Annotated in this window: 19 protein-coding genes; 8 read left to right on the top strand and 11 right to left on the bottom strand. The window is 59.4% G+C overall.

Translation table 11 applies throughout. From position 1 onward, the window contains the following. Positions 1-53: 53 nt before the first annotated feature. Positions 54-689 carry a lysoplasmalogenase family protein gene (locus UB90_RS17725; protein ID WP_065325725.1) on the bottom strand — a complete coding sequence of 212 codons (636 nt, stop codon included), beginning with the start codon at positions 687-689 and terminating at the stop codon, positions 54-56. A gap of 127 nt (positions 690-816) precedes the next feature. Between UB90_RS17725 and UB90_RS17720 the strand changes: the two genes are divergently transcribed. Continuing rightward, on the top strand, positions 817-1,230 hold the full coding sequence (locus UB90_RS17720; RefSeq protein WP_065325766.1) for a hypothetical protein: 414 nt from the start codon (positions 817-819) through the stop codon (positions 1,228-1,230). 64 nt (positions 1,231-1,294) lie between these two features. Here the strand turns inward: UB90_RS17720 and xseA are convergent, their stop codons facing one another. Further along, positions 1,295-2,803, bottom strand: coding sequence for an exodeoxyribonuclease VII large subunit (xseA, locus tag UB90_RS17715; RefSeq protein ID WP_065325724.1), 1,509 nt, complete (start codon positions 2,801-2,803; stop codon positions 1,295-1,297). A 153-nt stretch (positions 2,804-2,956) separates the two neighbouring features. On the opposite strand from xseA, the gene purD reads away from it, so the two are divergent. Continuing rightward, the gene (gene purD / locus UB90_RS17710) at positions 2,957-4,219 is read left to right on the top strand and encodes a phosphoribosylamine--glycine ligase (protein ID WP_065325723.1); all 1,263 of its coding nucleotides are present in this window, start codon (positions 2,957-2,959) and stop codon (positions 4,217-4,219) included. 7 nt (positions 4,220-4,226) lie between these two features. Next, positions 4,227-4,697, top strand: coding sequence for a GNAT family N-acetyltransferase (locus UB90_RS17705; RefSeq protein ID WP_065325765.1), 471 nt, complete (start codon positions 4,227-4,229; stop codon positions 4,695-4,697). On the opposite strand, the gene UB90_RS17700 is transcribed toward UB90_RS17705, so the two are convergent. Then, entirely contained in the window at positions 4,694-5,515 is an 822-nt protein-coding gene (locus UB90_RS17700) for an FG-GAP repeat domain-containing protein (protein WP_065325722.1), read from the bottom strand. The genes UB90_RS17705 and UB90_RS17700 overlap by 4 nt on opposite strands. Then, the gene (locus tag UB90_RS17695; RefSeq protein WP_005680878.1) at positions 5,515-5,838 is read right to left on the bottom strand and encodes a 2Fe-2S iron-sulfur cluster-binding protein; all 324 of its coding nucleotides are present in this window, start codon (positions 5,836-5,838) and stop codon (positions 5,515-5,517) included. The genes UB90_RS17700 and UB90_RS17695 overlap by 1 nt, the downstream gene beginning before the upstream one ends. A 249-nt stretch (positions 5,839-6,087) precedes the next feature. Here UB90_RS17695 and UB90_RS17690 point away from each other — a divergent pair, with 249 nt between their 5' ends. The 3 genes from UB90_RS17690 (at position 6,088) to UB90_RS17680 (ending at position 7,995) form a co-directional block, all read left to right on the top strand. Beyond that, a complete protein-coding gene (locus tag UB90_RS17690) occupies positions 6,088-6,675 on the top strand; it encodes a peptidoglycan-binding domain-containing protein (protein ID WP_227512096.1) in 588 nt (195 codons plus the stop codon). Between the two features lie 103 nt (positions 6,676-6,778). Further along, a complete protein-coding gene (locus UB90_RS17685; protein WP_009176175.1) occupies positions 6,779-7,447 on the top strand; it encodes a Crp/Fnr family transcriptional regulator in 669 nt (222 codons plus the stop codon). Positions 7,448-7,785: 338 nt separating this feature from the next. After that, a complete protein-coding gene (locus tag UB90_RS17680) occupies positions 7,786-7,995 on the top strand; it encodes a hypothetical protein (RefSeq protein ID WP_065328112.1) in 210 nt (69 codons plus the stop codon). 480 nt (positions 7,996-8,475) lie between these two features. Here UB90_RS17680 and UB90_RS17670 read toward each other — a convergent pair whose 3' ends face one another. Then, complete coding sequence (locus tag UB90_RS17670; RefSeq protein WP_065325719.1) at positions 8,476-9,978, bottom strand: Do family serine endopeptidase; 1,503 nt, start codon at positions 9,976-9,978, stop codon at positions 8,476-8,478. A 505-nt stretch (positions 9,979-10,483) separates the two neighbouring features. Between UB90_RS17670 and UB90_RS17665 the strand changes: the two genes are divergently transcribed. Then, positions 10,484-11,200, top strand: a complete 717-nt coding sequence (locus UB90_RS17665) for a hypothetical protein (RefSeq protein WP_065325718.1) — start codon at positions 10,484-10,486, stop codon at positions 11,198-11,200. A gap of 222 nt (positions 11,201-11,422) precedes the next feature. On the opposite strand, the gene hflC is transcribed toward UB90_RS17665, so the two are convergent. The 4 genes from hflC to UB90_RS17645 all read right to left on the bottom strand — a co-directional run bounded on the left by hflC (position 11,423) and on the right by UB90_RS17645 (position 15,649). Further along, complete coding sequence (hflC, locus tag UB90_RS17660) at positions 11,423-12,307, bottom strand: protease modulator HflC (protein WP_065325717.1); 885 nt, start codon at positions 12,305-12,307, stop codon at positions 11,423-11,425. Continuing rightward, on the bottom strand, positions 12,307-13,467 hold the full coding sequence (hflK, locus tag UB90_RS17655) for an FtsH protease activity modulator HflK (RefSeq protein WP_009176160.1): 1,161 nt from the start codon (positions 13,465-13,467) through the stop codon (positions 12,307-12,309). Before hflK ends, hflC begins: the two co-directional genes overlap by 1 nt. Before the next feature lie 108 nt (positions 13,468-13,575). Next, a complete protein-coding gene (gene gor / locus UB90_RS17650) occupies positions 13,576-14,931 on the bottom strand; it encodes a glutathione-disulfide reductase (RefSeq protein ID WP_009176506.1) in 1,356 nt (451 codons plus the stop codon). A 148-nt stretch (positions 14,932-15,079) separates the two neighbouring features. Then, positions 15,080-15,649, bottom strand: a complete 570-nt coding sequence (locus UB90_RS17645) for a hypothetical protein (RefSeq protein ID WP_227512097.1) — start codon at positions 15,647-15,649, stop codon at positions 15,080-15,082. A 234-nt stretch (positions 15,650-15,883) separates the two neighbouring features. On the opposite strand from UB90_RS17645, the gene UB90_RS17640 reads away from it, so the two are divergent. Continuing rightward, entirely contained in the window at positions 15,884-16,321 is a 438-nt protein-coding gene (locus UB90_RS17640) for a PACE efflux transporter (RefSeq protein ID WP_065325716.1), read from the top strand. Positions 16,322-16,475: 154 nt separating this feature from the next. On the opposite strand, the gene UB90_RS17635 is transcribed toward UB90_RS17640, so the two are convergent. Together UB90_RS17635 and rpiA are read right to left on the bottom strand one after the other, a co-directional pair. Next, positions 16,476-17,162, bottom strand: a complete 687-nt coding sequence (locus UB90_RS17635) for a class I SAM-dependent methyltransferase (protein WP_065325715.1) — start codon at positions 17,160-17,162, stop codon at positions 16,476-16,478. Between the two features lie 152 nt (positions 17,163-17,314). Further along, a complete protein-coding gene (gene rpiA, locus UB90_RS17630) occupies positions 17,315-18,103 on the bottom strand; it encodes a ribose-5-phosphate isomerase RpiA (RefSeq protein WP_005619953.1) in 789 nt (262 codons plus the stop codon). Positions 18,104-18,281 lie beyond the last annotated feature (178 nt).

Below are 18,281 nucleotides of genomic sequence, written 5' to 3'. Positions count from 1 at the left end.
TTGACCCTCACCTAATGCGCTTTGACGCGGGATGCAAAGCGCAATGAGATGTTTCACAAGAGAAGCACCGCGAAAAACAGGGCCTGCGCCCCCCAGTAAAGCACCCAGACCGTTGGTGCGGTCAGGCGGCGTGCGCGGTGCGCGGGCGGCAGCACAAAGGTCTCCACTGCCAGAACCATATCGGACAGCATGAACATCACCGCCGCGCCCCAGATCAGCGGCTGAGGCAAGGTGAACCCCGCCAGCGCCATCGCGACAATCACCGGCACATACAAAAGCACCGCCACACGCATCTCGCCCGCATGACGCGCCAGCATACGCGCCATCCCGATGGCGATCAGAAACAGCAACAATACGGCCCAGAGCATGGGCGCAGTTGCCAGCCGTTCAGGGTCTGACCCCGGCAGCGACAAAAACAGCCAGACATAGGCCAGATGCCCAGCGGCGAAACTGGCAACACCCGCGAGAAACGCGCGCGCTCCCGGGCGCGACAGGGCCAGATCGCCTAATGCACAGAGCCCCAGCGCCACGGCGAGGAGTGGCATCTTGAGGGCAGCCATCAGTGCCAGGATGAAAACCGCTCCGGTTTTTAAGGCAGACCGTCCCCAGCTTTCTCGGGCATGTACCAGACAGAGATACCCCAGTGCCAAAACCCCTGCCCCCAAAAGCCCAATCATGTTTGTGGTCATATGTTGCCTCCCCTGCGATCTTTCGGCAGGTTGCGCCGGGCGTTGTAGAAGGTCAAAACTGACCTTGCGCCACCTTGCCGCGCAGTGCCCTCTTGGCGCAGCCGCCAACATACGCCATGGTGCGTTTATGTTTGCATCACCTTCACAGATTGTACCTGCCTTGGCGCTGGGATTATCCCTTGGATTTTCCGGAGCTGTAAAAGCCGCTGATACCGAGCGTTTTGACAGCTACACACAAGGCCGCACCATTCATTTTGACTGGGAAGGTCAACCCTATGGAGCGGAACGCTACCTACCGGGGCAGCGCGTAATCTGGTCTTTTCTCGATGGGCGCTGCATCGAGGGCGAATGGTATATGCAGGCGGGCGATATCTGCTTTATCTATGAGGATCGCCCCGATGCGCAGTGCTGGAGCTATCAGATCGACGCCACCGGCCTGAGCGTCACTATTGAACGCGACGCTGGTCCGGCGCTGACGCTAACCGAACAAAAACGCCCCCGTGACGAGATGATCTGCCTCGGCCCGGAGGTCGGGGTCTGAGGCCCTGAGGGATGCGAGGCTCTGCCTCGCGCTCCGGGATATTTTGAGTTAGAAGAGATGGGCGTCAGAAGAGCGAGCCTTGCTCTCCCGGTGTTTTGGGGGGCTTGGGCGCGGCTGGTTTGGGCGCGGTTTTCTTTGGTGTTGCTGCGCTGGCGCCGATCTCCACCGTGCCATCCGCAAATTCGATGGAGAGTACAGCCGCGTTGCGCGCGCGCAATGTATTGGTGACCAGCGCATCCCCATCGCGCACCACCGCATAGCCACGGCTGAGGGTGGCCTTGTAGCTCAGGATTTCCAATTGGCGCGCGGTTGCCGACAGGCGATCCGCGTGACGCTCGATCCGGCTGGTTTGCGCGGCATTGAGGCGCTTGCTGATCCGGTCGAGCGCGTCGCGTTTGCGCGCCGTGTCCTGCTGGATCGGGCGAAGCGTGAGGCGTGACGACAGGTTCTTCAGGCGGTCCTTGCGTGCCTCAACAAGGCTGCGCAGGGTGGCCGGACGCAGGGAGGCTGCGCGCTCGCTGAGCGTAAGTTTGCGCCGTTGCACGCCTGCAATCAACGCATTGGGCAGACGGTCTGACACCCGGTCCAGCCGCTGGCGCGGGGTTTCCAGCAGCGTATCCGGGCGCGGCAATGCGCGAGCCACATCGCCCAGCCGTTGGCGGCGCAGCTGCACCGCGCGGCTGGTGGCATTGGCCATACGCGCGCCCTGGTTTTCAACCCAGCCCAAGAGTTCGAGCCGCACCGGCACTGCATGTTCCGCCGCAGCCGTCGGCGTGGGCGCGCGCAGGTCAGAGACATAGTCAATGAGCGTTGTGTCTGTCTCATGCCCAACTGCAGAGATCAGCGGGATCTGACTGGCGGCAGTGGCGCGGGCCACGATTTCCTCGTTAAAGCCCCAAAGATCCTCGATCGAACCACCACCACGGGCCACGATAATCAGATCAGGCCGGGGCAAGGCACCGCCGGGGCTGAGGCTGTTGAAGCCCTCAATGGCGCGCGCCACCTCGGGCGCGCAGTTGCTACCTTGCACGGCAACCGGCCAGACCAGCACCTTGCGCGGAAACCGGTCCCGCAGCCGATGGAGAATATCGCGGATCACCGCCCCCGAAGGCGAGGTCACCACCCCGATGATCTGCGGCAGATACGGCAGCGGTTTTTTGCGCTCCGGTGCAAACAGCCCCTCGGAGGCCAGCTGCGCCTTGCGTTTTTCCAAGAGCGCCATCAGCGCGCCCTGCCCCGCAACCGCGACCTCGTCGACGTTCATATTGTACTTGGATTGCCCGCCAAAGGCCGTCAGGCGCCCGGTGACAACCACCTCCAGCCCTTCTTCGGGCACCACGGAGAGGCCCGAAATCTGACCTTTCCACGTGGTGCAGGCCAGCACCGAGCGGTCGTCCTTGATGTCGTAGTAAAGATGCCCGGAGCGCGCCTTGAACACCCGCCCGACCTCGCCGCGCACCCGGACGCGACCAAAACTGCCTTCGAGCGTTTTTTTAATCTCGCCGGAGATCTCGGAGACAGAAAACTCTGGCGCGTTCTGGCCCGGAGAGGGATCATCAAGGAGGTCGGACATGGGAATTTCGGGCTCCGGTTTGATCTGCGATTGGATCTGGCTGCTCTGACACCTGCCACCGGAGGGAAACCCCGGCAAGGGCGTTCTTGTTTATACGTCGCACACAGCATAGAACGCGCATCAACCAAGGCCAAGCAGATCGGAGAATGGCTCATGAATATCCTCATCCTCGGCAGCGGCGGGCGGGAACATGCACTTGCCTGGGCGGTGATGCAGAACCCGAAATGCGACCGGCTTATCGTGGCGCCGGGCAATGCGGGCATCGCCAAGATCGCGGACTGCGCCAGCCTCAATGCCGAGGACGGCGGCGCGGTTGTGACCTTTGCCGAGGAAAACGCCATTGATTTTGTGATCGTGGGACCTGAGGCCCCGCTGGCCGCTGGTGTGGCGGACCGCCTGCGTGATGCCGGCATTCTGGTCTTTGGCCCCTCTGAGGCCGCCGCCCGGCTGGAGGCCTCCAAAAGCTTTACCAAAGAGATTTGCGACGCGGCCGATGCCCCCACTGCAGGGTATGGCCATTTCACCGATGCCGAGGCCGCCAAGGCACATGTCCGTGCAAGCGGCGCGCCGATTGTGGTCAAGGCCGATGGTCTGGCCGCTGGCAAGGGCGTGATCGTGGCGATGGACGAGCAGACCGCGCTGGATGCCATCGACGATATGTTCGGCGGTGCCTTTGGTGGGGCGGGCGCAGAGGTCGTCATTGAGGAATTCATGGAAGGCGAAGAGGCATCGCTCTTTGTGCTCTGTGATGGCGAGGAGATCCTGTCCATCGGCACCGCGCAAGACCACAAGCGCGTCGGCGAAGGCGACACCGGCCTCAATACCGGCGGCATGGGGGCCTATTCACCCGCCCCAATCCTGAGCGCCGAGGTTGAGGCGCGCGCAATGGAAGAGATCGTCAAACCCACCATGCGGGTGATGGCCGAGCGCGGCATGCCCTACCAAGGCGTGCTTTATGCCGGTCTGATGATCAAGGACGGTCAGCCGCGTCTGGTGGAATATAACGTCCGCTTTGGTGATCCCGAATGTCAGGTGCTGATGATGCGCCTTGGCGCGCAGGCGCTGGACCTGATGCAGGCCGCCGCCGAGGGCCGCCTTGCGGACGCTCGCGTCAACTGGGCGGAGGACCACGCGATCACCGTGGTGATGGCCGCCAATGGCTATCCCGGCGACTACCAGAAGGGCAGCGAGATCAAAGGCCTCGCCGCTCTGCCCGAGGACAGCATGAACATGGTGTTTCACGCAGGCACCAAGGCCGAGGGCGACAAGATCCTCGCCAATGGTGGTCGGGTGCTCAATGTGACGGCACGCGGCGACAGTCTCACGGAGGCCCGCGACCGCGCCTATGCGATGGTGGATCAGATCGACTGGCCCGAGGGCTTTGTGCGGCGCGACATCGGCTGGCGCGCGCTCTGATCCGGCCATGACTGTCGCGCCGGTTCAGATCCCGCCGAACAGCCCGCACTTGCAGGAGGTTCTGGACCTGATCCGGCGCAGCTTTGCCTATATGGACGGGCGGATTGATCCGCCCTCCTCCATGCATCACCTCACGTTGGACGCGCTTGCCGCACAAGCCGAGGCAGGCGAGATCTGGGCAATCGGCGCGCCTGTGGTTGCCTCATTGGTGCTGACACCGCGCGCCGATGTGCTTTATCTCGGTAAGCTCGCCGTTTCCGAGGATCAGCGCGGACAGGGGCTGGCACGCCATCTCATTGAGCATGCGGTCAGGCGCGCGCGGGCCTTGGGCCTCAATGCCGTGGAACTACAGACGCGAGTCGAACTGGTGGAAAACCACGCTACATTCGCCCGGCTGGGATTTACCCGCAGCGGCACCACCGTCCATGCGGGATATCAGCGACCCACCTCCGTGACCATGCGCCGGGAGGTCTGCTAATCCGCCTTGCAGGCCAGCGCAGAGGTCAGACCGGCCTTTTTGTCAAAGCGAGCGATGTCACAGCGCGTCACAGTGCCATCTTTCAGACGCGAGGCGACAATACGTGACCAGTCGGCATCGACGGTAATGATTTCGGGCCCTTGACCGCAATCGCGAATTCCAGATGTGATGAAATCCTGCCCGACCCGGTGATTGGTCAGCCCTTTGAGGGATGCGACCTCTACCAGTTTGCGCCCCTCATAGCGCCAGATCCGCAGAGTCTTGGCCAGATGTGGGCGGTCGATATAGGCGATCTCGATATTGCCGTCCCCATCAAGATCCGCCGCCCCAATAGGGGCAAGCCAGCGATTGCGCTGACCAATATGAGGAGTCTGAGCGAGTTTTTGGCCCTCAGCATCGTAAATCGCCAGCTGCGCGCCGTTTTCCACATCGGTTTCAATGACCACCACCTCGGGCAAACCGTCCCCTGTCACATCCCACAGGCGCGGCTCCAGATCCTCGAACACACGGGTCAGCGGCAGGCGCACTTCAAAACGGGCCTTCTGCTGGACAGCATTAAAGCGCGACGCCCCGGACCCGCCATTATCTACATGGATCAACAGGCTGCCGTATTCCACGTCATCGCCTAAGACTGCGTGGCCATATCGGGTGGTCGGCTCGGAAAATTCGGCGCTCAGAACACGCCAGTTTTCGCGCGCGGAGCCGGCTGCGGCATTCGCCAGCACCGCCAGCGACACACACAACGTTTGCGCCGCGCGGCGTATGGATGGGGGCTGCACGCGTGCCCGAGGACGCCGCGCCCTGCCCCCACCCGCCATCAGATCTGCTTTTCGGGCATATGAACCACCAGACCATCCAGCGCATCGGTGACCTTGATCTGGCAGGTCAGGCGCGACCGCGCGGCATCCGGCTCAAAAGCAAAATCCAGCATGTCCTCTTCCATGTCGTCCTTTGCGGGCAGTTTTTCCACCCAGTCCGGCGCAATATAGACATGACAGGTGGAACAGGCGCAGGCGCCGCCGCAATCGGCCTCGATCCCCGGAATATTGTTGTCACGTGCACCTTCCATCACGGTCAGCCCGTTGGCGACGTCGACCACATGTTCGGTCCCGTTGTGCTCGATGTAGGTGATTTTTGCCATGATCCGTCTTCCCTTTTTCGGTACTCGATAACATGTGTAGCGATCACGCTCGCACCGTTCCAGCCCCATCTGACACATCCCTCACGTCGCATGTCGTTTCCAACGGCCTGTTCTACATTTGCCCCGCGCGTGCAGCACCTGATACAACCTTTGCCTGCGTGTAAAATTCGTCTAGCATCGCCGCGAACCGGGACGCCGCCGAAGTGCCACCAGATTCCGGGCCCCAAGACTAAGGACCTGTCAGAGCAAATGCCCGCCCCGCAGCCTCAGCTTCCTGCCGCGTTATGGCGGCGGTCTGCCTTTCGCCTGATCCTCAACGTGTCCGTGGCAGGCCCATCCGTGCGGCGACTCGCGCCCATCGCCATCAGTGCCGGCCTGCTTGCGGGGTGCATGGCGCCTGCCCCCTTTGAACGGGTCGGACGTTCCGCCCCCCCCGGCGCGCCGCCCGGCACATGCTGGGAGTCGGTGATCATCCCCGCCCGTATCGAAAGCATCACGGAACAGGTCATGATCTCCGAGGCTGAGACCTCTGCAGATGGCACGATCACCAAGCCTGCGGTTTTTGCCACAGAAACCCGGCAGGAAATCACCCGCCCGCGCGAGGAGTCCTATTTTCAGACCCTCTGCCCCGATGAGTTGACACCAGACTATATCTCATCGCTGCAGCGTGCTCTGGCGGCCCGAGGTCTTTATGATGGGCTGATCACAGCCACGCTGAATACCCAGACCCGCGCCGCCATTCGCCGCTATCAACAAGAGCTGGGGATCGACAGTCAAACGCTGTCGTTGCGCGCCGCCCGCAGTCTGGGCCTCAGCGCGGTGGAACTCGGTGACTGACACCGCAAACATTCGACAATCCATGTGCAAGCTTGCGTGAACGCCTATTGCCGCTTAAAACCCGCAAAGCCGACACCCAACATACACCCCTCGGAGAACCATTATGGCCGCCGCTCCCCTCCCTGCCTCCAGCTTCCTGTTCGGAGCCTCGGAGCGTCTCAGGGCCATGCTGGACAGTCAGGCCACTGATGTGCACCTCGATACCGGGGATGTTCTGTTTGAACGTGGTGATGAGGGCGACGCCCTTTATGCGATCATCTCGGGCGCACTGGAGATTTCCACGCTCTCGGCGGCGGGGCGCAAGCTTTCGCTGGATATGATGCGCCCCGGCGCGATCTTTGGCGAGATTGCGATGTTTGATCCCGGCGAGCGCACGGCCACAGCCACCGCCGCCGAACCCAGCCACCTGCGCCGCCTGCGGCACCGCGATGTGCTGGCGCAGCTGACCAAACACCCTGAGCTTGCGGGCGATATGCTGAAACTCGCCGGGCAACGGATGCGCTGGATGAACACCCAGCTCAATGAGCAGGTGTTCCTGCCGATGCCGGTGCGGCTGGCGCGCAAACTTCTTTATCTCACGCCCGCAGATGGCAATGGCCAGTTGAGCCTGTCGCAGTCGGAACTGGCGGAATTTGTCGGCGCCACCCGTGAAGCGGTCTCAAAAACCCTGTCGAACTGGCGCAAGGCCGGTCTGATCGACATCAGCCGCGGTGGTTTGCAACTAAAAGACCGCGGCGGCCTCGCGGTTCTTGCCGATCCCGAAGGCATCTGAGCCTCCCCTCACCCGACATCTGTCGCAGAGGTATGTGGTTCTCGTCGTGCGACCAGACCTCTCGGTTACGCGGAACTGAGCGGACATGATCGACAGGGATGCAACACGAAACCGCCGTTGCAAGTGCGCCACAATCGGCACACAGGAAATCCAGCCAAGCAGAAACAATTACTTGTAGCCACTCGAAGATAAGCTCAGACTTTAGAGGGACGATGACACTTACAACTCATGGTTTTCGTTAGCGAATTTTACGCATTCATTTTTTTATGTATATACCTGCGATGGCCTTCGTGATTAGGTTTCAGACAGGTTTTGCAAGAATAAAGGACTTACATACTATGAAACGCATTTTGATGATTTCAACTTTGATGTTGATGACGGGTTGCGAAGTCCAAGATCCACAGACTCCAGAGTTTATCGCCCTGCAACAGGCCTGCCAAAATGGCGATACTCAAGCCTGCTTTCAAGTTGAGCAGATCAGAGCTGAACGGCAACGGCAACAGAACGAAATTCTCTTCGGCGGCGGCGATACGGTTATTGTTTATTAACAATCTCCAGCTCACTTGAGTTGGCCGATAAGGCAGTTCCCAAACTGTTCGTTGTTGTCAGCCGCGTCATTGCAAGATGACACACCGAAAAGTCTTGGACCAAAAACCTTTGACAAGACTGCCTTTGGTTATTGTTACATTATTGGACTGCCAATGAAGCGGTGACGCTTCGTATACAGCGCAGCATTAGTACACCACCGCCCGCCGCAGTCCACGCGAACACCTCCCGCCGACATCAAAAAAAATCCCGCGAATGTGACCTGTTTCACAGTCCGCCCTCACAGCCTCTGCCATAAGGGCCTCAAGGCGGTCATTCTCCTATCCATCCCAATGATCGTCCGTCCCATCGTGAGCCATGTGTCCGCCCGACACATGGCTCTTTTGGTTTCAAAGACGCCCCTGAAAAACAAAACGACCGACCCGATGGGGCCGGTCGCTGCGGTTGTGCTGACATGCCCCAGACCGGGGCACGCCGTCATATTATTCGAGGTTCAGCGCGACAAAGCGCGGCTCGCCCCCTCGGCGCACCATCAGGAAGATCGACTTGCGTCCCCCTTCTTCGGCAGCCGCGATCTGAGCTTCCAGATCCGCGATAGAGGACAGTTTGTTCTGTCCGGCTTCGGTGATCACGTCACCGGCGCGCAGACCTTTTTCCCATGCGCCAGAGGTTTCATCCACCGACAGGATCACCAGTCCGGTGGTGCCCGCATCAAGGTTCAGATCCTCGCGCATGTCGTCGCGCACAACACCAACCGTCAGGCCAAGCAGTTCTTTTTCGCCCTCATCGGGGATCGCCTCGCCAGACTCAGCACCTGCGTTGTTGCCAACCGCATCTTCGCGGCGGCCAAGCGTCACGCGCAGGGTCTCGGTCTTGCCGTCACGGAACACGACAACACGCACGGTCTTGCCAACCTCGGTGTCGCCCACACGGCGCACCAGATCACGGGTGTCCTTGACCTCAAAACCGTCAAAGCTGGTGATCACGTCACGCGCCAGAAGACCTGCTTCTTTGGCGGGACCCTCGGGGACATCGGTGATCAGCACGCCTTCGTCATTGGCCAGACCAATGGCCTCGGCCAAATCGTCGGTCACATCCTGAATGCGCACGCCGAGCCAGCCGCGACGGGTCTCGCCGAATTCCTTCAACTGGCCAACCACTTTGGTCACCACATTGGACGCCATGGAGAACCCGATCCCGATGGAGCCACCGTTCGGGGACAGGATCGCGGTGTTCACGCCGACCACTTCGCCATCCATGTTAAAGAGCGGCCCCCCGGAGTTGCCCCGGTTGATCGCCGCATCGGTCTGGATGTAGTCGTCATAAGACCCCGACAGCGCCCGGTTGCGCGCCGAGACAATGCCAGCCGAGAGAGAGAAGCCCTGCCCCAGCGGGTTGCCCATCGCAACCACCCAGTCGCCAACGCGGGCAGTGTCGCTGTTGCCGAATTTGACAAACTTCAGCGGCATCGGCGCATCCACTTTCAACAGTGCGATGTCGGTGTTGGGGTCAGTGCCAACAACGGTCGCGGGCAGCAGATCTGCGGGCTGGCCATCACCGGGGAAGAACTCGATCTCGATCTCGTCTGCGCCATCAATCACGTGGTTGTTGGTCACGATATAGCCATCCTCAGAGATCACAAAACCGGACCCCAGCGCAGAGGAGCGGCGCGGACGGTCGCCGCCGCCATTGCGATCTTGGAATTCGCGGAAGAAATCCTCAAACGGAGATCCTTCGGGCACGATACCTTGCGGTCCGGTGCGGCCCTCAACCACGGTCGAGGTGGTGATATTCACGACAGCCGGGCTGACTTTCTCTGCCAGCGGTGCGAGACTTTCGGGGCGGGCGGCCGCCGAGAGCGATTGCATGACCAGAAGCGCGGTCCCGAGGACCGCGATCCAGAACAGACGCCAGCCGCTCTGCGCGCCATTATGGGCGTGCTCACGGCTCAATGCCTTAGGTGATGTGATTGGATGCACGGACATACTCCTTGAATTGGCCTGTCAACTCTGTCTCCGCCCACCCCCGCATATAAGGGGAAAGGGCGAACCCGTGCCTCAGGCGCGGCACCTGACCTATAGCCAAGCGCGACGCGTTGGGGTGGGAAAACTGTGCCCTTAATGTAGCCACTCCGCGCGCAGCCGCAATGGGGCTCGCGGTCACCTCAATTCGACGTGAAGGCCAGTGAAGGTTTCGCGACCGCGTCCAGAGCGCAACAGGTAGGCGGTGAATGATCTGTCATACAGCATAGCACTGATTCAGCCGGAGTGTGTGAGGCCCAGAAAATCATCTGCCTCAGCACGGTGAAGAACGTCAGCCCCTTTCGCCACGCGCATGTTGGGCGTCGGGGTACGGGGCAAAGTGAGCTATTGCTGCTGCGCCAATGTGCCCTTGTTGTCGGCGCATTATTATTACTAATAATACCCTACCAGTCCGAATTTGCACACTTCTGCCCCATGAATAGGGAGTATAACCGTAGGAGATTGGGTGTTGAAAATAGGGTTATTTGTGGTCTGCGCCGGAATCACGGCTGCAGTCTATTTCTTTTTTTTTCAAGGCTCAGCCGCTGCACGCTTGTCCAGCAGTTTGAGTGAGCTTTTGGAGGAAGACGGCGTTGTCGAGCTACAAGATTGCAACGTATCCATTGTGGTCAACAAATTAGGAGAAGTTGGCGCAACAATCGCTTTGACACGCATCGTCATTCAAGCAGATATGCGTAACTACGACTTCGAAACGGTTCGTATTATTCCCAGTGCTTCAGGAGCAAGTCTACGGATCGATAGAGGACCGGTAGACGACTTAATGTTGTCTAATCTTTCAAAAATTATTGAAGCTGGTGGCGCGCGGGTAGCACACCTCGTCCCCGACGAAGAAACTGCAAGGAAACTTTTGGAGGCGGATGATAGTACGTTGTATTTTAGGGTCATGGCGGAAGTCGTAGAAACAGCGAGCGGAACCACAGAACTCGTAGCTCACGAAGATGCACCAGATTTCTTTGGCTTTGTAGCAGCGATTGAAATCACGGGCGCACCAATCAGTTATCGGAGCACCACAACTTTCGCAGCCAGTGCGCCATCTGCTGAAACGCTTTTGACTGGAGAAGTTGTAGCGATACCTTTTCTGCAATTCGCCGTGGCTTCGGAAGGAAAAGCAAAAGAGTTGGCTCATGCTTTCAACGATTACGCAGTTGACAAAGCCTGCAGCTAGCAACCCTTTTAGGGAAGGTACTTAACGGATGTTCACATTCGTTGCAGCATCGGTCAACATGGGCTCAAACCCGCCTCTGAACACAGTTCCCCTGAACGTGATCACAAAGGGCAATGCCTCACGATCCTGATCCCAACCATAATGCCATGCACGAATACACGCCGTCGCAATGCAAAAAGGCCACCCGCTCGGGTGGCCTTTTCGTTCTATCCGTTGCCGGAGTTACTGCGTCGCGCGCCCGGCACCCTCAGAGGACTTCAGGTAGTTGAAGAACTCATTGTCCGGCGACAGCACCAGAGAGGAATTCCCGCCCTGCAGCGAACGCGCATAGGCAGTCAGGCTGCGGTAGAATTCAAAGAATTCCGGGTCCGCACCATAAGCCTCGGCAAAGATGTTGTTGCGTTCCGCATCCGCTTCACCGCGGATGACCTCGGCTTCGCGCTCGGCTTCGGAGACCAGCTCCACCTCGGTACGATCCGCCTGCGCGCGGACACGCTGCGCGGCTTCTTCACCACGGGCGATCTCATCTGCGGCTTCGCGTTCCCGCTCTGCCCGCATACGCGCAAAGGTCGCCTCAAGGTTGGCTTGCGGCAGGTCGGTGCGTTTCAGGCGCACGTCGATTACCTCAAGACCCAGAGCCTGTGCCTGAGCGATGGCCCCGTTGCGGATACGCAGCATCAGTGCGGCCCGGTCAGACGACAGAATGTCGTTGGAGCTCACAGTACCCAGAACCTCGCGGGTCTGGTCACGCATGATGTTGTCGAGACGGCTTTCGGCCGCGCCGACATTGCCAACGCCCACCGCTTCGCGGAAGCGACGCACATCGGTGATGCGGTAGCGTGCGAAGGCGTCAACCACCAGACGACGGTCATCCAGCGGGGTGACTTCGAGCGGACCCACCTCAAGGCTGAGGATACGGTCATCGTATTTCACGACCTCATCCACGAAGGGCAGTTTGAACGCCAAACCGGGCTCTTCCTGCACGTTGACGACACGACCAAAGCGCATCACCAGCGCTTTTTCACGCTCGTCCACGATAAAGATCGACGACAGCGCGCCCACGACAATAGCGCCCAGAAGGACGAGAAGAATAACAGAACGGTTCATCAGTTGCTTCCTCCCGAACGACGGATTTCATTGAGCGGCAGATAAGGCACAACGCCTTGTCCATTTTCGCCACCGGCATTGTCGTCAAGGATGATCTTATCCACGCGGCTCAGCACGTCTTCCATCGTCTCCAGATAGAGGCGCTTGCGCGTCACTTCCGGTGCTTTTTCATATTCCGACAAAACGGCCGTAAAGCGCGAGGCCTCACCCTGCGCTTGGTTCACAACCTGCGCGCGGTAAGCTTCTGCTTCTTCGAGCGTCTGTGCGGCCTGACCACGGGCAGAGGCCAGTTTGCGGTTGGCATAGGCGTCAGCCTGCTTTTCCAGACGGTCCCGTTCCTGACCAGCGGATTGCACATCGCGGAAGGCGTCTTTTACTGGTTCTGGCGGATCCGCCCCGTCAAAGTTGACCCGGACGATATTCACACCCGCGTCATAGCTGTCCAGCGTCGACTGGATCAGCTCTTCGAGACGCTGCGAAATGATACCACGGTCACGGTTCAAGATCGGCGCAAGCTGCGACTGTGCGATAATCTCGCGCATCGCCGATTCAGAAACCGCCTGAATCGTCGCTTTTGGATCGCGCAGATTGAACAAAAACTTATCTGGTTCGTTGATATTCCAGACCACCTGGAAATCGACGTCGATAATGTTCTCATCACCTGTCAGCATCAGCCCCGCATCGGAACCGCGCGCACCTGCACCAATGCTCTCGGTTTGTTCGACGCTGACCGGTACCACCTCATAGGTGACCACAGGCCATGGCGCGAAGTTCAGACCCGGATTGCCCACGGAAGAAAACTCGCCGAGAAACAGCTCCACGGATTTTTCTTCTGTCTTCACGGTGTAAAAGCTGTTGTAGCCCCACAGGAAGACGGCCGCCACAGCGCCCAACATCAAGCCGCCCTTGGTAAACAAGGGGTTACCGCCAGAGCCACCGCCCTGTGGTCCCTGCCCGTTGCCACCGCTGCCGCCACGTCCGCCCATCAGGACGCGCAGCTGCTCTTGGCCCTTTTTCACCAGCTCGTCGATCTCGGGGATCTGGCCATCATCGGGACGACGGCCACCGCCGCCTCCGTTGCCACCGCCATTGTTTCCCCGGTTGCCTCCGCCGCCGGAGGAACCGCCGCCCCCCCAGGGGCCACCACTGTTCCCAGCCATAAGTCTCCTATCCATCTCTCCCCGCCGCATCGGCGGATATTGCCCACTAACCTGTGGTCACGGCGCTGAAATTCAAGATCTGCGCCGCCACCAAACTTTGTTTATGTGTTATACCGTCCGCACCGGTGTCTTCAGCGTCACCAATTCTTCCGACATGGTCGGATGAACCGCGACGGTGCGGTCGAAATCTTCCTTGGTCGCGCCCATTTTGACGGCAATCCCCGCAAGCTGGATCATCTCGCCCGCACCGGGTGCGACGATATGACAACCCAGCACCTTGCGGCTGGCCTGGCTGACAATCAGCTTCATCAGCACTTTTTGCGCCCGCCCGGCAAAGCTCTGCTGCATCGGTTTGAACGAGGTCGAATAGACCTCAATCGTTTCCTCTTTGGCGGCGTCTTCTTCGCTCAGACCAATGGTGCCCATTTCCGGCTGCGTAAAGATCGCGGTCGGGATCAATTCGTGATCGGGGCTGGTAGGGTTGCCGTTGAACACGGTTTCCACAAAGGCCATGCCCTCGCGGATCGCCACCGGCGTCAGGTTCACCCGGTCAGTGACGTCGCCGATCGCATAGACCGATGGCACAGCGGTCTGGCTGTATTGATCCACCTTGATCTCACCACCCTTGCCACGCGCGATGCCCAGTTCTTCCAGTCCGAGGTTGTCGGCATTGGGCTTGCGACCGGTCGCAAACATCACCTGATCAAACAGGGTCACATCGCCATTGGTGGCGGTCACGCGCATCTTGTCGCCCTCACGCTGCATCTCGGCCACGTTGTTGCCAAGCTGCAAATCGATGCCCGACTGGATCATCTCCTCAGCCACCAAACCGCGCGCCTCATTGTCAAAGCCGCGCAGGATCTGCTCGCCGCGATAGTATTGCGTGGTTTTGACGCCAAGCCCGTTCATGATGCCCGCAAACTCGGAGGCGATATAACCGCCGCCCACGATCAGAATGCTCTCGGGGAGCTTTTCCAGATGGAACATCTCGTTCGAGGTGATCGCAAGTTCCGAACCCGGAAACTCCGGCACCCAAGGGCGGCCACCGGTGGCAATCAGGATGTGCTTTGCGGTTTTTGTGGTGCCATCCGAGAGCGCAACCGTGTGGGCATCCGCCAGTTTCGCACGCGCATCAAAGCTCTCCACACCGGAGTTTTTCAACAGGTTGCGATAGATCCCTTCCAACCGGTCCAGCTCCGCGTTGAGCTTGCCCTTGAAGTGGTCCCAGCTGAAGCCTTTGTTTTCCAGATCCCAGCCGTAAGCACGGCCATCCTCGACCATGCCGGAATACTCGGAGGCAAAGACCATCAGCTTTTTGGGCACACAGCCCCGGATGACGCAGGTCCCGCCATAGCGGTCCTCTTCGGCGAGTGCCACCGACGCGCCACCTGCGGCGGCAACACGCGCCGCGCGCACGCCGCCAGAACCGCCCCCGATAACAAATAGATCGTAATCAAAGCTCATACTCGTCGCCCTTCTTATGACTTGCGCGAGGTATCCCACAGCGCGCGGTGAATTGCCAGTCTCGCAAGTGGGGGTGCGACATGGCATTTCAAACACATGCAGGCGTTCATGTCGCGAAACCGTGAAAGAGGCGTGAACGCCTCGCGCACTAGTTTCCCCCGCGCCACTCAGGCCAGTACCGATCCAGAGCCAACTGCACCCGTGCGACCTCAGGATCGGCTGGATTTGCACATTTCGGATCAAGGGACACAGTTTTAAAGGTCAGATCGTAGCGCGCCCCCTGCCGCACCTGTGCCCGCACGCGCAGCCGCGCATAACCTGTGAGCATACTCTTTGGAAAGTAGGTGACAGACACGACATCCGCCCAGCGCAGCGCGTTGACCGTTCCTTCCTTCCTCGCCCGATATATACGCCAGGCGCTCCCCCGCGAGTACGTTCTCCCGTAATGTATGCCCCAGGCGTTCACCCGCAAAAAGCGATCGTTCCACGAGCTTTCAGAGCTCAGCGCCATGATCGTCACAAAGCTCCCAACGCTCCAGATATCACGCAGGTATTCAGGTCCGGAGAACCGCGCGAGGATACTCTCGGGCAGAAGGAAGGTCAAAACCGGCGGAGTTGTGAGCGCCAGAAGAAGCATGCCCCAATTGGCGAGCCGGTCCCTCATCGGGACATCTGCGGTGGGTGACCCATCGTGCCCATCCGGGGTCTCGGAATACATCGGCGTCAAATCCAAAATGCAAAATGCTAAAACTATTCCCGCTTTGACTGCGCCAGACATCGGCATCCTGTCAAGACACATAGCCGCCCTGCAAAGAAAAACGGGGCCTTGAAACGGGCGTCTCCCTCCCCCAGATTGTGCCTCGCCGGGGACGACCCCACCAATGGTTCCACCAAGATGGTATGGCCGTTGATTTTGCCTCGGGACGACCCGACCATGAAGATGAGGTCGCCCATGCGTTCCCCCCTTGATCGTATCCGCCACGCCCTGAGTTTTGAGATCATCGCCCTGTTGTTGATCATCCCCCTTGGGGCTGTGGTGTTTCGGTTTCCCATCCATGACATCGGTGCTGTTGGCATCGTCAGCGCCACCCTCGCCACCCTGTGGAATCTGATCTACAATTACGGCTTTGACGCGCTCTTGCAGCACTGGCGCGGCAGCACGCTAAAGACGCCCAAACTCCGCGTTCTGCATGCGGTTCTATTTGAGGGCGGGCTGCTCATTGTGCTGATGCCCTTCATCGCGTGGTATCTGCAGATTTCGCTCTGGCAGGCCTTTGTGATGGATGTGTCTTTTGCGCTGTTTTATATGGTCTACGCCTTTGGCTTTAACTGGGCCTATGATCGGCTGTTCCCATTGCCGGAATGGCAAAAAGCGGCACAAAGCCACTGACCCGCTGAACCTACTGGCGCCTCGACCTATGCCTCCCTGAATCTGGGTCGGATAGGCTCAGAAACTCTCATACAAAAGCCGCCCCAAACAGGGCGGCTTTGATGACATGACGGCTGATCTGCGCACCGAGATCGGCGCGGCAACAATCACCGCCTCAATTCATGATCCGGTTGATGGCAAAACTGTTGCTCTCATTGTAATCGGCGGTCAGATACGAGAGTTTCCAGCCATTTTGGACGCAGAACTCTGCGACGGCTTCGATCACGCCGTATTTGTAGCCGGTGGCAAAATTACCCATCGTGTAATCATGGCCTGCGATAAAGCCATTCGCCTTCACTTTGGGTGCCCAGGCGCGCAGCTCGGCAATGGTCGTGGCATAGCTGTGGTCGGTATCGATATAGATCCAGTCAAAGGTCTCATCCGCAAAAGCATCCACCGCATCCAGCGAACGCGCGCGGGTGATCGCGACCTTCCCGGTTTTCAGCTCCTCGCTGAATTTCGCAAACACCCCTTGGGCCTTACCCTCGTGATACCGCGCATCCCCCCAGATATCGACGAGATGCAATTGAGATGGCGCATTATGTTCCAGAATGGCGGCGCTAAAGCCCCCCTGATCCACGCCAAGTTCCGCAACGACGCCACCGCTTGGCAGGCGTTTTAACAGCTCTTCGCGGTCCAAAACCAACTGGCAACCCGCAATATTTTCCTTACCCAGCTTATAGTTGGGGATATTGTCGATTTGCGTCTGCACACGCGCCTGATGCAGCTTCACGGCCCCGCTCACCAGTTCGCTCACCAGCTTGTTGGCGGTGACATTCAGCTGTTCCTGTTCTTGTCGCACGGTTTGCTTCCTTGTTTCACAAGACGGTCTTCTTCTCTTCGGGCCCATGCTTGCCCGCAAAAAGAGAACATTTTCCTAAGACTGTCGGAAAATCCTCACCACTTTTGGCGCCCCAAACCGGGCGGCTGTCACAAAACCACTTTCATTGGGGGTTACTCCCCCAAATCCGCAAACAGATTGTCCGTCTCGACAAAATCAATCCGGTCGGTCTCGATGGTGCCTTCATTGATGTCGCGCACCTCGACCTTGCCGTCACCATAGCCGATCACCACCGTGTCGCAGATGTCGATAAACAACCCATTCTCAACAACTCCCGGTATCTGATTGAGAACCAGCGCCAATTGCCGCGGATTGCCAATGCGGTTGAGGTGCAGATCAAGGATATGATTGCCCTCATCGGTTACATAGGGGCTGGCCCCATTCATCCGAAGCGTCGAGCTGCGCCCCATCACATCCATCGAGATCAGCGTCTCCTCGACCAGCGCCTGCGAGGTCTGCCAGCCAAAGGGGATCACCTCGATGGGCAACGGAAACGCCCCGAGCATTTCGACCTCTTTGGCCTTATCGGCAATCACCACCATCTGATCGGACGCAGTCGCAACGATCTTTTCCTGCAACAGCGCGCCGCCGCCGCCTTTGATGAGGTTCAGATCGCCGTCGAACTCATCCGCACCGTCGATGGTCAGATCCAGCCAACGCGCCTCGTCGAGGGTAATCACCTCAATCCCCACTTCGCGCGCCAGCTCCGCCGTGCGGGCAGAGGTGGGCACGCCGGTGATCTTCAACCCATCCTCGCGCACCATCTCACCCAGACAGCGCACCAGCCATGCGGCGGTTGACCCGGTGCCGAGCCCCACGCGCATGCCGTCCTCAACCAGCTCAGCCGCGCGTTTGGCGGCCACAAATTTGGCTTTGTCGATGGGGGATAGCTCGCCGCTCATGGGATATAGACCTCCGCGCTTTTTGGTGTGGCGGACCTTGGTGGCAAAAACCAATGGCCTGCGCGATCTTTATAGGCGGTTTGTGTGGCCCGCGCGAGGGGCGATCTGCGCGCGCCGCGCCTGCCGACAGGCAGGCGCGGCGCTGGTCGCTTCGGGGCACCCGAAGCGAAACACCTCT

It is taken from the genome of Tritonibacter mobilis (assembly GCF_001681715.1).
GTDB lineage: Bacteria > Pseudomonadota > Alphaproteobacteria > Rhodobacterales > Rhodobacteraceae > Epibacterium > Epibacterium mobile.
Note: the sequence above shows the minus strand (reverse complement) of the source record. Positions and strands in the feature narration are given on the sequence as shown.